The 14,652-nt window shown below is 49.0% G+C and carries 10 protein-coding genes and 2 pseudogenes; 11 read left to right on the forward strand and 1 reads right to left on the reverse strand.

Annotated elements, in window-relative coordinates; genetic code table 11:
- Positions 1-2 precede the first annotated feature (2 nt).
- From purM to purD, 4 genes are all read left to right on the forward strand, one after another.
- Positions 3-1,046, forward strand: coding sequence for a phosphoribosylformylglycinamidine cyclo-ligase (gene purM, locus BCOA_RS25540; protein ID WP_014096905.1), 1,044 nt, complete (start codon positions 3-5; stop codon positions 1,044-1,046).
- Positions 1,039-1,632, forward strand: coding sequence for a phosphoribosylglycinamide formyltransferase (gene purN, locus BCOA_RS25545; RefSeq protein ID WP_014096906.1), 594 nt, complete (start codon positions 1,039-1,041; stop codon positions 1,630-1,632). The genes purM and purN overlap by 8 nt, the downstream gene beginning before the upstream one ends.
- Positions 1,629-3,158 carry a bifunctional phosphoribosylaminoimidazolecarboxamide formyltransferase/IMP cyclohydrolase gene (purH, locus tag BCOA_RS25550; protein WP_014096907.1) on the forward strand — a complete coding sequence of 510 codons (1,530 nt, stop codon included), beginning with the start codon at positions 1,629-1,631 and terminating at the stop codon, positions 3,156-3,158. Before purN ends, purH begins: the two co-directional genes overlap by 4 nt.
- Positions 3,159-3,421: 263 nt before the next feature.
- Positions 3,422-4,672 (forward strand): phosphoribosylamine--glycine ligase, encoded by a 1,251-nt coding sequence (gene purD, locus BCOA_RS25555; protein ID WP_014096908.1) that lies wholly within the window; start codon positions 3,422-3,424, stop codon positions 4,670-4,672.
- 95 nt (positions 4,673-4,767) lie between these two features.
- On the opposite strand, the gene BCOA_RS25560 is transcribed toward purD, so the two are convergent.
- Positions 4,768-4,998 (reverse strand): YgaP family membrane protein, encoded by a 231-nt coding sequence (locus tag BCOA_RS25560; RefSeq protein WP_014096909.1) that lies wholly within the window; start codon positions 4,996-4,998, stop codon positions 4,768-4,770.
- Between the two features lie 105 nt (positions 4,999-5,103).
- Here BCOA_RS25560 and BCOA_RS25565 point away from each other — a divergent pair, with 105 nt between their 5' ends.
- The 7 genes and pseudogenes from BCOA_RS25565 to ligA all read left to right on the forward strand — a co-directional run bounded on the left by BCOA_RS25565 (position 5,104) and on the right by ligA (position 14,636).
- A complete protein-coding gene (locus BCOA_RS25565) occupies positions 5,104-6,846 on the forward strand; it encodes an adenine deaminase C-terminal domain-containing protein (protein ID WP_014096910.1) in 1,743 nt (580 codons plus the stop codon).
- 133 nt (positions 6,847-6,979) lie between these two features.
- Positions 6,980-7,987, forward strand: coding sequence for a DUF3048 domain-containing protein (locus tag BCOA_RS25570; protein ID WP_014096911.1), 1,008 nt, complete (start codon positions 6,980-6,982; stop codon positions 7,985-7,987).
- Between the two features lie 68 nt (positions 7,988-8,055).
- Positions 8,056-8,388: a YerC/YecD family TrpR-related protein gene (locus BCOA_RS25575; RefSeq protein ID WP_014096912.1), complete on the forward strand. Its 333-nt coding sequence runs from the start codon at positions 8,056-8,058 to the stop codon at positions 8,386-8,388.
- A gap of 301 nt (positions 8,389-8,689) precedes the next feature.
- Entirely contained in the window at positions 8,690-9,385 is a 696-nt protein-coding gene (locus tag BCOA_RS25580; protein ID WP_014096913.1) for a heptaprenylglyceryl phosphate synthase, read from the forward strand.
- Positions 9,386-9,422: 37 nt separating this feature from the next.
- Positions 9,423-10,106, forward strand: a pseudogene (locus BCOA_RS25585) (UvrD-helicase domain-containing protein); the annotation flags it as partial.
- 909 nt (positions 10,107-11,015) lie between these two features.
- Positions 11,016-12,557, forward strand: a pseudogene (locus BCOA_RS25590) (3'-5' exonuclease); the annotation flags it as partial.
- Between the two features lie 72 nt (positions 12,558-12,629).
- On the forward strand, positions 12,630-14,636 hold the full coding sequence (gene ligA / locus BCOA_RS25595) for an NAD-dependent DNA ligase LigA (RefSeq protein WP_014096916.1): 2,007 nt from the start codon (positions 12,630-12,632) through the stop codon (positions 14,634-14,636).
- Positions 14,637-14,652 lie beyond the last annotated feature (16 nt).

Here is a 14,652-nt window from a genome sequence, read left to right on the forward strand (position 1 = left end):
CTATGGCAAACACATACCGGGATGCTGGCGTCGACATCGAAGCAGGCTATGAAGCGGTCAAACGGATGGGAAAGCATGTGGCGCGGACAAACCGGGCGGGGGCAATCGGTGCACTCGGCGGATTTGGCGGCATGTTTGACTTATCCGCGCTCCATTACGAGAAGCCCGTGCTTGTTTCCGGAACGGACGGCGTCGGCACGAAACTGAAACTTGCCTTTTTAACAAATAAGCATGATACGATCGGCATCGATTGTGTCGCCATGTGCGTCAATGACATCATTGTCCAGGGAGCGGAACCGCTTTTTTTCCTCGATTATATCGGTTGCGGCAGCCAGAACCCGGAAACGATTGAGCAAATTGTAAAAGGCGTGGCTGAAGGATGTGTGCAGGCAGGGTGCGCACTCGTCGGCGGAGAAACGGCGGAAATGCCGGATATGTATGAACAAGGCGAATACGATTTGGCGGGATTTGCGGTTGGTGCATGTGAAAAAGATGCGCTTGTCACGGGTAACACCGCACCCGGAGATGTTTTAATCGGTCTTGCCTCAAGTGGCATTCACAGTAACGGCTATTCGCTGATCCGGAAAATTTTTTTCAAAGACCATGCGATGACCGTTGATACGATTTTGCCGGAACTGGGCCGGCCGCTTGGGGAAGTGCTGTTAACCCCGACCAAAATTTACGTCAAATCGGTGCTTTCCGCGTTGAAAAAATTTGAGGTTAAAGGAATGGCACATGTAACAGGCGGCGGGTTTTATGAAAATATTCCGCGCATGCACAGAGACGGGCTCGGTGTTGAAATCAGCCTCGGTTCATGGCCGGTCCCACCCGTTTTTTCCGCTGTGGCATCTTACGGTAACGTCAGCCGCGATGAGATGTTTCACGTTTTTAACATGGGAATCGGGTTTGTCCTCGCGGTGAAGGCGGAAGAGGCACAGGCCGCTGTTTCCTTTTTCAACCAGTCCGGGGAACAAGCTTTCATCATCGGCCATGTTACAAATACGGCGGGTGTCCGTTTTGCAGCAGGGAGCAGAGGCAATGCATAAAATGGCTGTTTTTGCATCGGGCAGCGGCACCAATTTCCAGGCGATTTGTGATGCAGTCAAAAAAGGGGAACTTGATGCCGCGATTGAACTGCTGGTATGTGACCGTGAAGATGCGTATGTCATCCGCCGGGCAGCACAGGAAAACATCCCGGCGTTTGTGTTCAATCCGAAAACGTATCCGGATAAGCGGGCGTATGAGCAGGAAATTTTGGCGCAGTTACAGAAAAAACAGATTGAATGGATCATCCTGGCCGGCTATATGCGGCTGATCGGGCCGGTGCTCCTGAATCAGTATCCACGGAAAATCATCAATATCCATCCGTCGTTGCTGCCGGCTCTCCCGGGAAAAAATGCGATCGGGCAGGCGCTTGCGGCAGGCGTGAAAATAACGGGCGTAACCGTTCATTATGTCGATGAAGGCATGGATACCGGGCCGATTATTGCACAGGCGGCTGTCCCTGTGCTTGACGGGGACACATACGAAACACTGGCGGCAAGAATTCATCAGACAGAGCATATGCTGTATCCGGATGTGCTCAGGAAGCTAGTGGAAAATCAAACCAACATGGAGGTTTTACCAGAATGAAAAGAGCATTAATCAGTGTATCGGATAAAACAGGGGTAACGGCATTTGCACAAAGTTTGAGCGGGCTCGGCTTTGAAATTCTCTCAACCGGCGGCACGAAAAAAGCGCTGGAAGAAGCCGGCGTGCCTGTTACGGGGGTGGAAGAGGTAACAGGTTTCCCGGAAATTTTGGAAGGCAGGGTAAAAACGCTCCATCCAAATATCCACGGCGGGCTTTTGGCAAAACGGACGCCGGACCATGAACAGCAAATCGCAGCGCACGGGATCAAACCGATTGACCTTGTCTGTGTCAACCTTTATCCGTTCCGAGAGACGATTGCAAAGGCGGATGTCACGGAAGAAGAGGCCATTGAAAATATTGATATCGGCGGACCGTCAATGCTGCGTGCGGCTGCAAAAAATTTCGAATATGTCACCGTTGTTACGGACGCAGGGGACTACGGCAAAGTGATTGACGAAATCAAAACGCACGGCGATGTGACGAAAGATACGAAAAAAGCGTTGGCTGCAAAAGTTTTCCGCCATACAGCAGCGTATGACGCCATGATTGCCGATTATATGACAACGCTTGTTGGCGAAGAGGCCCCGGAGAATGTCACTTTTACATATGAGCTCAAGCAAACGCTCCGTTACGGGGAAAACCCGCACCAAAAAGCAAGCTTTTATATTAACCCGCTTGGTTCGCCGTTTTCGATTGCGCATGCAAGGCAGCTGCACGGCAAAGCATTATCGTACAATAATATCCGCGATGCAGATGCCGCCCTGCAGATCGTAAAAGATTTCAAGGAACCGGCAGCTGTAGCCGTAAAGCATATGAATCCGTGCGGCATCGGGGTCGGAGATTCGGCGCTTGAAGCGTATAAAAAAGCGTACGAGGCAGATTCGAAATCGATTTTCGGCGGCATCGTCGCATTCAACCGGCCTGTTGACCCGGAAACGGCCAAGCTGCTACATGAAATTTTTCTCGAAATTGTAATTGCCCCGTCGTTTGCGGACGAAGCGTTTGACATTTTGGCAAGCAAGAAAAATATCCGCCTTTTGACTGTGCCTTTTACGGAAGCGCACAAACCGGAAAAAATCATTACTTCCGTAGAAGGCGGGCTGCTGATCCAGGATCAGGACACCTATACTTTAGATGAAGCCCAAGTGAAAACTGTCACAAAACGTGAGCCGACAGAACAGGAATGGAAGGCTTTAAAACTGGCCTGGAAAGTGGTAAAACATGTGAAATCAAATGCGATTGTGGTGACGGATACTGAAAAAACGCTTGGCATCGGCGCCGGGCAGATGAACCGCGTTGGCGCGGCAGAAATTGCGTTGGCCCAGGCCGGCGAAAAAGCAAAAGGAGCCGCGATGGCATCCGATGCGTTTTTCCCGATGGACGACACTGTCGAAGCAGCTGCCAAAGCTGGCATTACCGCGATCATCCAGCCGGGCGGCTCCATCCGCGACGAAGACTCCATTAAAAAGGCCGATGAATACGGCATCGCCATGGTCTTCACCGGCATCCGCCACTTTAAACACTAACAGAAAAGCGCAGCGTACGGCTTACTTTGGCGGACACAATGACTGCAGGCGAACCGATGCCCGCTTATCAAAAGGGAAAAGGCGCAGAAGTACGCAAGCCCGGGAAGCAGAGCCGGGTAAACAGAAAAGCGAAGGCCACTGTCCGGCCAGGACCGGCGAACGTTTCGGCAGGAAATTTGTCCCTGGGTGCCCGTTATATCAGATCATAAAATTAGTCAGAAGACCTTACAAAATAATGGACAAAGAGAGGAGGCCACGTTAAAATGAAAGTACTTGTAATCGGCAGCGGCGGCCGCGAGCATGCCGTCTGCAAAAAATTATCGGAAAGCGCCCGCGTTGATAAAATTTATTGCGCACCGGGAAACGGCGGCATTGCGCAAATCGCCGAAATCGTTCCGATCCATGAAACGGACACGGCTTCTTTGCTTGCTTTTGCAAAAGACAAGGGCATTGAACTGACAGTTGTCGGTCCGGAAGCCCCTTTAAGCGCAGGGATTGTCGACGAATTTCAAAATGCCGGCTTGAAAATATTCGGGCCGACAAAACAAGCGGCTCGGATTGAAAGCAGCAAAGCATTCGCAAAAGAACTGATGCAAAAATACAGCATTCCGACTGCGGATTACCGTGTTTTTTCCGACTATGCAGAGGCAGAAAAACATATTGAAAAAAAAGGCGCACCGATCGTCATTAAAGCAGACGGCCTCGCCGCCGGAAAAGGTGTAACCGTTGCGATGACACCGGGAGAAGCAAAGGATGCGCTCCGTGCCGCCCTGATCGGGAAGAAATTCGGGGAAGCCTCAAACCAAGTGGTTGTAGAAGAATTTTTAAAAGGGGAAGAATTTTCCCTGATGGCGTTTGTCCGGGAAGAAGAAGTGTATCCCATGGTCATCGCGCGCGACCATAAGCGTGCCTATGACGGTGACAGCGGCCCGAATACAGGCGGAATGGGCGCCTACTCCCCGGTTCCGCAAATCCCGGATGAAGAAGTGAAAAAGGCAGTGGAACATATTTTGCGCCCGGCAGCTAGAGCGTTGAAAGAGGAAGGCTGCCCGTTTACCGGCGTCCTGTATGCCGGCTTAATGTTGACCGAAAATGGCGTAAAGGTGATTGAATTCAATGCCCGTTTCGGTGACCCGGAAACGGAGGTTGTGCTCGAAAGGCTTGAATCGGATCTGGCAGAGATTTTTCTCGATCTGTTGGACGGCAAAACTCCTTCCATCAAGTGGCGCAAGGAAGCTGTATTAGGGGTTGTGATTGCGGCAAACGGCTATCCGGGTGCGTACGAAAAAGGGATTCCCATTCCGTCGCTTTCAAAATTGAAGTCTTTTGTTTTCCATGCCGGCACGCGTCTGGAGGGGGAAAGGCTTGTATCAAACGGCGGCAGGGTTCTTTTCATCGGAAGGAGAGCCGGTACGCTGGAAGAAGCGAGAAAAGCACTGTATCATGAATTGGAAAGGCTCCGTTTGGATGGTTTTTTTTACCGGAGAGATATCGGAAAAAGAAATCAGGCTTAGCCCTTGAGGCAAAAGGCTGGAAAATCCCGGCCTTTTGCCTGGTATGTTTTTTGCACAGTTGGTAATGTTTCCCATTCCTTATATTGCCTTCTCGTTTACACTTCTTCCTGGCCGCCATTCATTTGCCGGTTTTGAATGAGATCTGTTACAGGGCAGTAACGGACAATCCCTTCTCCCACTTTCATGGCACCCATGAGCGCAACACATAAATAGCTGCAGCGCCCCGGTTTTTTCGATAATTTAGCTGTGGCCCATGCAAGCGAAGTGAGCCCGCACGTAATCCGGATTAAGGCATTTAAAATGCCAATATTGGGTGCGATTTTCATGATGAACATCTCCTTTCCCATGTTTTCGAACTTCTTTACTGCTTTAATGGATAAAATATGGTAATATATGAATATATTAGGGTCTCCCTAGGGAGGAATGAGACAATGCTTGACCAACGTTACAGATGGAAAAACAAACAAATCAGGGAACATGTCGCCGTGCTGGACGGCAAGCTTTCGCCAGACATGGTTTTAACAAATGCCCGGTTTCTTCATTCGACGTTAAGAAAATGGGTTACGGGCAATATTTGGATTTATCAGGACCGGATTGTATACACCGGGGAAAAACTGCCTGAAAAGACATCCGGATGCGAAATCACCGATTGCTCGGGGCAGTGGCTTGTGCCCGGGTATATTGAACCGCATGTCCATCCGTTTCAACTTTATAATCCCCAAACCTTTGCCCATTATGCAGCGCAAAAAGGGACAACAACATTGATCAACGATAACCTCATGCTCGTTTTATTAACAGACAAAAAGAAAGCGTTTTCTCTGATGCAAAAGCTCCGCCATTCACCGGTTACGATGTATTGGTGGGCCCGGTTCGACGGGCAGACGGAGCTTGTGGACGAAGAAATGGTTTTTTCTCACGAGTGTGTAAAATCGTGGCTCGAGCATGATGCTGTCCTGCAGGGAGGGGAATTGACCGGCTGGCCGAAACTGGCGGACGGCGACGACTTAATACTCCATTGGATTCAGGAAGCCAAGCGGATGCGGAAAAAAATTGAAGGCCATTTCCCGGGTGCCTCCGAGAAAACATTGGCAAAAATGATGCTGTTTGGGGCAGACTGTGACCATGAAGCGATGACGGGCAAGGAAGTACTGAACCGGCTGATGCAGGGATACACGGTGTCTTTGCGCCACTCATCCATCCGCCCCGATCTGCCTGTGTTACTGGATGAAATGAAAGCGCTCGGCATTGACCAGTATGATCAAATGTTTTTTACAACCGACGGCAGCTCGCCTGCTTTTTACGAAGAAGGCGTGATCGACAGGATGATTCAAATCGCGATGGAACACGGGGTGCCCCCGGTGGACGCATACTTAATGGCAAGCTACAATGTGGCGCGTTACTACAATATCCAGCATTTGCACGGTATCATTGCAACAGGCCGGGTGGCAAGTATCAATTTTTTGGAGAGCGAAACAAATCCGGTGCCTGTTTCGGTTCTGTCGAAAGGAGTTTGGTTGAAAAAAGATGGCAAAGGAATCGAACCGGAAGAACCGGTCGATTGGGCATTGTACGGTCAAGGCCCGCTTGAACTGGATTGGGATCTCGAACCGGACGATTTGCAATTTTCCATGCCATTCGGACTAGAGATGTCCAACAGTGTCATTACAAGGCCGTACTCCATTTCGTATGACGTATCGTATGAAGTGCTTCCGGACAACTATGAAGATAATTTTCTCATGTTAATGAATAAAAAAGGAAAATGGCGGATCAACACACTGGTGAAAGGATTTGCCAAAAATCTGATGGGCCTTGCCTCTTCTTATTCATCAACAGGCGACATTCTTTGCATTGGAAAATCAAAGAGCGATATGCTGCTTGCATTTAAACGGATGAAAGAAATGGGCGGCGGCATCGTGATTGCGGAAAACGGGAAAATCATCCATGAGATTCCGCTCCCGGTCGGCGGCATCATGTCGGATAAAAGCATGGATGAACTGATCGGGGATATGAAAAAATTTTCCAGTATTTTAAGGGACCGCGGCTATGCATATGATGATCCGATGTATTCTTTGCTCTTTTTATGCGCGACCCATTTGCCCTATATCCGGATCACTTCCAAAGGAATGTACGATGTGATGAAGAAAACGATACTCTTTCCAACAATAATGCGTTAAAATAATAAAGTAATGGAAATGGTTAAGCGTGGCGTAAAAAGGGAGATGGTTCGTTTCTAAAAAACCTCTTTCTGTACGGCAGGTTGCGGTTTGCCGTTCGGTGTATTTAAGAAATGTGATTGGAGTTGCAAAAATGGGAAAGAAACGACTGATTGGTCTGATGTTCCTCCTGTTGGTGCTATCGGCATGCGGCCGCCAGCATGGTACAGGCAGTCAGCAGCAGGGAGCCGGAAAATCTGCGGCACACCGGTGGACCGCACCGCTGACAGGGCTTCGGACAACAAACAGGCCAGCAAAACGGGCGGTTGCCGTCATGATCAATAATCATCCGCTTGCACGCCCGCAGTCAGGGTTAAGTTCAGCCGATGTGGTCTATGAAGCCCTGGCAGAAGGGGAAATCACCCGGTTTGTCGCAATTTTTGAGAGCCATATGCCGGCCAAATTCGGGCCTGTCCGGAGCGCCAGACCGTATTTCATCAAGCTGGCAAAGGGATACGATGCTTTATATATTGCCCACGGCTACAGCCCGGGCGCGAAAAAGCTGCTCGATTCGGGCTATGTCGATGAACTGAACGGCATGCAGTATGACGGCACTTTGTTCAAACGGTCGGCGGCCAGAAAAGCGCCCCATAATTCCTATATCACTTATCAAAATATTTTAAAGGGCGCACGGAAAAAAGGCTATGTAATGAACCAGCCTCCGTCTCCTCTTTCTTTTGCCTCTGCCAATGAAGTGAAAAACATTTCGGGCATTTCTGCGGGGAAAGTCAGTATCCGTTATTCAAGCCGGGAAAATTTAAATGCCGTGTACCGGTATAACGCAGAAAAAGGAAAGTATGACCGCTACTCTGGCGGGGTGGAGACGGTGGATGCAAACAACGATCAACCGGTCCTCATCGACAATTTGTTCATTGTTGCTGCTAAACATAAGCTGATTGACAGTCACGGGCGCAAGGATATTGATTTAACATCTGGAGGCAAAGCGTATCTCATCCAAAAGGGAAAGCTCCGGGAAGTCGAATGGGAAAATGACAACGGCAGGATTCTTCCGTATCAAAACGGGGAACCGGTCAAACTGGTGCCGGGAAAAACATGGATCAATATTGTACCAACTTTAAGCAGTGTTACCGTTACAGATTAGGCAGGGGTTCGGGCAGTCCGGCAGAGCCGTGCTGGAAAGCAATAGAGTAAAGGAGAAGAAAAACGTTTATGCAAATAGACAAATTACGCGGAAAAGCGCTGGATCAGCTGTTTGAAGCGATCCTGTCGCTTGAAACGATTGAAGAGTGCTACCGTTTTTTTGACGATTTATGCACCGTCAACGAAATTCAGGCGATGACGCAGCGCCTGGAAGTGGCGAGAATGCTGCGCAACGATAAGACGTACCATGCGATTGAGACGGAAACCGGCGCGAGCACAGCTACTATCTCCCGTGTCAAACGCTGCCTGAATTATGGCAACGATTCCTACCAGATGGTCCTCGACCGGATCGAAAAAAAACAAAGGCAGGAAAACCGTACAGAAGAAGAACCATCAGAATAAAAAGAAAAAGCTCTTCTTTTAAAAGAAGGGCTTTTTTTACGCAGAACAACCGCTTTTCGTGATAGAATCACGGGGCTTGGCGCATCTTGCTAGAAAAGTTGCGCTTTTCATTTTTCCTTCTGCCGGCACCGCTTTTTTTGCATAAGCATACAGGAGAGATTTTCCGGCTTTAATGGGGGGAAAGCGCGGCGTTTCCGGGCAGGCCTGTTATATTTTCCCGTTCCGATGAAAAGCTTTTTTGCCTGTACCTTCAAATGCTATAATGGGCTATGATGGATGAAGAATGGAGGATTTCCGGTTGATGTATGATGTGCGTGAATGGCGGCATGCCTTCAAATTGGATCCGAATAAAGATATTTCGGAAAAAGATTTGGAAAAAGTTTGCGAGTCCGGCACGGATGCAGTGATTATCGGTGGAACGGACGGTGTCACCCTTGATAACACGTTACAGTTAATGTCAAGGGTGAGAAGATACGCCGTGCCGTGCTGCCTCGAAGTATCGGATCCGGACGCAATCGCACCAGCTTATGACCTTTACTTGATTCCGGCGGTTTTAAACAGCAAAAATACAACTTGGATCACCGGTGCCCACCATAAAGCAGTGAAAGCATACGGGGAATGGATGAATTGGAATGAGATCGTCATGGAAGGCTACTGTATTTTAAATCCGGACTGTAAAGCCGCTCAGCTTGCAGAAGCAGCAACCGGCCTTGATGACGACGACGTTCTCGCTTATGCAAGCATGGCGGAGCATATGTTCAAGTTTCCGGTTTTTTATTTGGAATACAGCGGCACTTACGGAGATCCAAAGCTTGTTGAAAAAGTGAAAACAGTACTGGAAGATACCGTTTTGTTTTACGGCGGCGGCATCCGCACTGCGGCACAGGCTGCGGAGATGGCACGGGCTGCAGATGTAGTGGTCGTCGGCAATGTGGTTTATGAAAATATACACGAGGCCGTGAAAACGGTTCGGGTTGTAAAGCAAACAGGTTTGTGATAAAATAGAACAAACATTCTCATTTGGTGGTGAAATCATGCAATTTTTAACCGACCGTATTCTGAACGGGCTGAACCCCGAACAGAAAGAAGCGGTCAAAACAACGGAAGGGCCGCTTTTGATTCTTGCCGGGGCGGGAAGCGGCAAAACGCGGGTGCTGACTCGCCGCGTTGCCTATTTAATGGTGGAAAAAGGCGTGAATCCGTATAATATTTTAGCGATTACGTTTACCAATAAGGCCGCCCGCGAAATGAAAGACAGGATTGCCGGGATCATGGGTGGTGCTGCTGAAGAAGTGTGGATATCCACCTTCCATTCGATGTGCGTGCGCATTTTGCGGAGGGATATCGACAGGATCGGCTTTAACCGCAATTTTTCAATCCTTGACGCGACCGACCAGCTATCGGTCATTAAAAACCTTTTAAAAGAAAAAAATCTGGATCCGAAAAAATTTGATCCACGGGCGATTTTAGGGAAAATCAGCAGCGCGAAAAATGAACTGATTGATTTTGAGCAGTACGCCAAACAAGCGGGCGATTTTTTTGACCAAATTGTCAGTGACGTATACGAGGCTTACCAGCAACGCCTGAAGAAAAACCAGTCGCTTGACTTTGACGATCTGATCATGATGACAATCCAATTGTTCAAGCGCGTCCCGGAAGTCCTCGAATACTACCAAAGAAAATTTCAATACATCCACGTTGATGAGTATCAGGATAGTGCGACACGTTGCTAATTGAAAAGATTAGCCACCAGCGAAAGCTGGGAGAACTGATGATTCGAAGAGTCGAATGAAGGAGTAACGCCCGGAAAGGCTCTCCCTGATCCTCCGAATAGCGTCAAGATAGGTAAGGATCTTGAGGTTATAAGCTCGGTGAAGTCGGCTGAATGCTGCCGTAACAAGTCAAGTTGACGAAAGCTTTCCAGAGGTGGAAGGTGCAGCAAATAAGCCGGGGGTCTATAAAACACTCATGGTGAGAATGTTAGTGAACAACAACTAACTGACGAAAATCCGAATGTACGGTTCTAGAGGTATAGATGCTAGAAATGGCATTGTCACGGTACGTGGCGCTAGTGAGGTGGAGTAAGAATTGTCTTTATGAAACACCTTGACGTGTTACAGGCACGTCCAAGCTAGCAGGACTAGAGGATTCACCTAAAAGTGTATGTACAGATAGAATCATCGGAACGTGGGAAGCTGACAACGCGGAGGACTTACCGGCCAATGAAGCGGTGATAAGGAAAAGCGAAGGCTATAACTTATCTTTATGTCAGTGAAAGTGGTGGCACAGTACCGTTGAGGTGATGGAAACATCATGGAGGGATAGCCACTAGTCAATTTGTTAAAGCAACTACATTTATCGTCTATCAGGTTCGAGTATGACTAAGAGAAACGAAAGCTGCCAGTAACCGGGTGGTGATTAGTTGACTGATAACAACCAAAAGCTAAAGAAAGACGAGAATGCCCTAGATAAAATCAACAAACTTCGCGATTTGGTTGGAAACGATAAAATAGTAGGTATTATAACGCGATAACAAATTGATGGAACGCCGTATGAGGGGAAACTCTCATGTACGGTGTGAATGGGGGGAAAAGCTGGAGATGACTTCAAAGGCTTACCTATCCATATCCAATAAATCCCAGTATACACTTGTGAAATTGTTGGCTTCAAGGTTTCAGAATTTGTGTGTTGTCGGGGATAATGACCAGTCGATTTACCGTTGGCGCGGTGCGGATATTGCCAATATCTTGTCATTTGAAAAAGATTACCCGAACGCGAAAGTCATTTTGCTCGAGCAAAACTACCGCTCGACGAAGAAAATTTTACAGGCGGCCAATAAAGTCATCGAAAACAACGCAAACCGGAAAAAGAAAAATTTATGGACGGAAAACGATGAGGGGCAAAATCTCGTCTATTACCGGGCAGACAGCGAACAGGGGGAAGCGCAGTTTGTTGCCGGAAAAATTAAGGAACTCACTGCATCGGGTAAACGCCGGTACTCCGATATTGCCATTTTGTACCGCACGAACGCCCAGTCCCGTGTCATCGAAGAAGTATTGATGAAATCGAACATTGCCTACAATATCGTCGGCGGCACCCGTTTCTACGACCGGAAAGAAATTAAAGATATTCTCGCGTATTTGCGGGTCATCGCCAATCCGGATGACGACCTCAGCCTGACCCGGATTATCAATGTGCCGAAACGCGGGATCGGTCAGACTTCATTGGATAAGATCGTGCGTTATGCGGCGGACCAGGATGTTTCCTTATTTACGGCACTTCAGGAAATCGATTTTATCGGCCTCAGTCCGAAAATTACCAAAGCCTGCCGAGAATTTTACGAGCTTATCAGCAATTTTACCCGGATGCAGGAATATTTATCCGTTACCGAACTGGTGGAAGAATTGCTGGACAAGTCCGGCTACCGGGATGCGCTGAAACTGGAAAAATCGCTTGAAGCCGAAAGCCGGCTCGAAAATATTGATGAATTTCTTTCAGTTGCCCAGGAATTTGAGAAAGAGAACGATGACAAAAGCCTTGTTGCCTTTTTGACGGATTTGGCGCTTGTCGCGGATATTGACCGGCTTGAAGAAGATGATGCACAAAAAGATGCCGTTGTATTAATGACGTTACATGCCGCCAAAGGGCTTGAATTTCCGGTTGTCTTCCTGATCGGCATGGAAGAGGGCATTTTCCCACACAGCCGTTCCCTCATGGACGAAGCGGAAATGGAAGAGGAAAGGCGGCTCATGTATGTCGGCGTCACGCGGGCACAAGAGGAGCTGTACCTGACCAATGCTGAAGTGCGGACGCTTTACGGGCGCATGAACATCAATCCTGTTTCACGGTTTATCAATGAAATCCCGGAAGAACTGATCGAGGATATTCGCAAGGAGGAAAAAGACCGGCTCGATTTCCGCCAGGTTTCAAGCGGCAATACGAGAAGAAAAGAGAAACGGCCGCCTGTTGTTCCTGCCTGGCAACAAAACAGGGCCGGCAATCCTTCCTGGCAAGTGGGCGATAAAGCCGAACATAAAAAATGGGGGATCGGCACGGTTGTCAGTGTCAAGGGAGAAGGCAAATCAGCTGAACTTGACATTGCATTCCCGAGCCCTGTCGGCATCAAACGGCTTTTAGCCGAGTTTGCGCCGATTACAAAAATAGAATAGAATAAGTCTGGACAACGAAAGGGACACAGGCGGCAAATGCCACTTTTGCCCTGATGGAAAGGATTGTTGCACATGGATAATCACGCGGCAGCCGCCCGGGCAGCCGAACTGCGCAAACTGCTCAACCAGTACAGTTATGAATATTATGTGCTCGACCGCCCGAGCGTTCCGGATGCGGAATACGACAGGCTTTTGCGTGAACTGCAGGAGATTGAAAATGCGCATCCGGAGTTGATCACGCCGGATTCGCCAACGCAAAGGGTCGGAGGAGAACCTTTATCCGGATTTGCCAAAGTGGTCCATGATACACCGATGCTCAGTCTGGCAAATGCCTTTAACGAAGCCGACCTTCGCGATTTTGACCGCAGAGTCCGAGAGACGGCCGGCTATCGATATGAATACGTGTGCGAACTAAAAATTGACGGGCTGGCGATTTCGCTTAAATATGAGAATGGATTATTCGTCCAAGGGTCCACAAGAGGGGACGGGACGATCGGTGAAGACATCACGGCCAACCTCAGAACCGTCCGCTCGATACCACTCAGGTTGAATGAACCGGTTACCATCGAGGCGCGCGGGGAATGTTTTATGCCGAAAAAGTCTTTCGAGGCATTGAACCGTATTAAAGAAGAAAACGGGGAAGAACCGTTTGCCAATCCGCGCAATGCGGCAGCCGGCTCGCTTCGCCAGCTCGATCCGAAAATTGCGGCATCGCGGAACCTTGATACGTTTATGTATGCAATCGGTGATACAACCGGGCTCGATATTTCCGCCCATAGCGAAGGGCTTGCGTATTTGAAAAGGCTCGGCCTTAAGGTCAATAAAGAAACAAGAATATGCCGGGATATCGGGGAAGTGCTTAAATTTATCGCGGAATGGACGGAAAAACGGCCGGCCCTTCCGTATGAAATTGACGGCATTGTAATCAAGGTAAATGACTATGCCCAGGAAGCCGCCCTTGGCACAACGGTGAAAAGTCCGCGCTGGGCTATTGCCTATAAATTTCCTGCTGAAGAAGTCGTCACTAAACTGACCGGTATTGAAGTAAAAGTCGGCCGTACCGGGGTCGTCACACCAACTGCGATACTAAATCCGGTAAGGGTGGCCGGAACAACCGTCCAGCGGGCCACACTCCACAATGAAGATTTGATCCGTGAAAAAGATATCCGGATTGGGGACTATGTGGTGGTGAAAAAAGCGGGTGACATTATTCCCGAAGTGGTCCGCCCGATTCCCGAACGGAGGACAGGCGAAGAGCAGGCATTTTCCATGCCGTCCCACTGCCCGGACTGCGGCAGCGAGCTTGTCCGCCTTGAGGATGAAGTGGCGCTCCGCTGTATTAACCCGAACTGCCCGGCGCAGATCCGCGAAGGGCTGATCCATTTCGTATCAAGGAATGCGATGAATATTGAAGGGCTGGGGGAAAAGGTCATCAGCCAGCTGTTCGCGCATGAATTGATCCACAATGTTGCGGATATTTACCGACTGAAAAAAGAAGAACTGTTACAATTAGAAAGAATGGGGGAAAAATCGGTTTCCAATTTGCTTGCCGCAATTGAAGCCTCAAAAAAGAATTCGCTGGAAAAATTGCTGTTCGGCCTCGGCATCCGCCATGTCGGCGCCAAAGCTGCGAAAATTTTAGCAGCGCATTTTGAAACAATGGAACGGCTGTCGAAAGCAACGCGTGAAGAACTGGAGGCCATACCCGATATTGGCGAAAAGATGGCGGATTCCATTGCTGCGTATTTTGAAAATGAAGAAGCGCTTGGCCTGGTCCGGGAATTGGCTGCACTCGGGGTCAACATGGTTTATAAAGGCCCCAAACGTGCGGAAAAGCGCAATGCAGATTCGCCTTTTGCCGGAAAGACGGTCGTTTTAACCGGAAAACTGGTGAACATGACCCGCAACGAAGCAAAAGAAAAACTGGAGGCGCTCGGGGCAAATGTGACCGGCAGCGTGAGCAAAAATACCGACCTTGTCATCGCCGGGGAAGATGCGGGCACAAAGCTGACCAAAGCGGAACAGCTCGGCATTGAAGTATGGGATGAAGCAGCGTTTTTGGAACGGCTCCATTCATAAATGCAAGGGAAAGCGA

The sequence above is a fragment of the Heyndrickxia coagulans 36D1 genome, from assembly GCF_000169195.2.
GTDB lineage: Bacteria > Bacillota > Bacilli > Bacillales > Bacillaceae_C > Weizmannia > Weizmannia faecalis.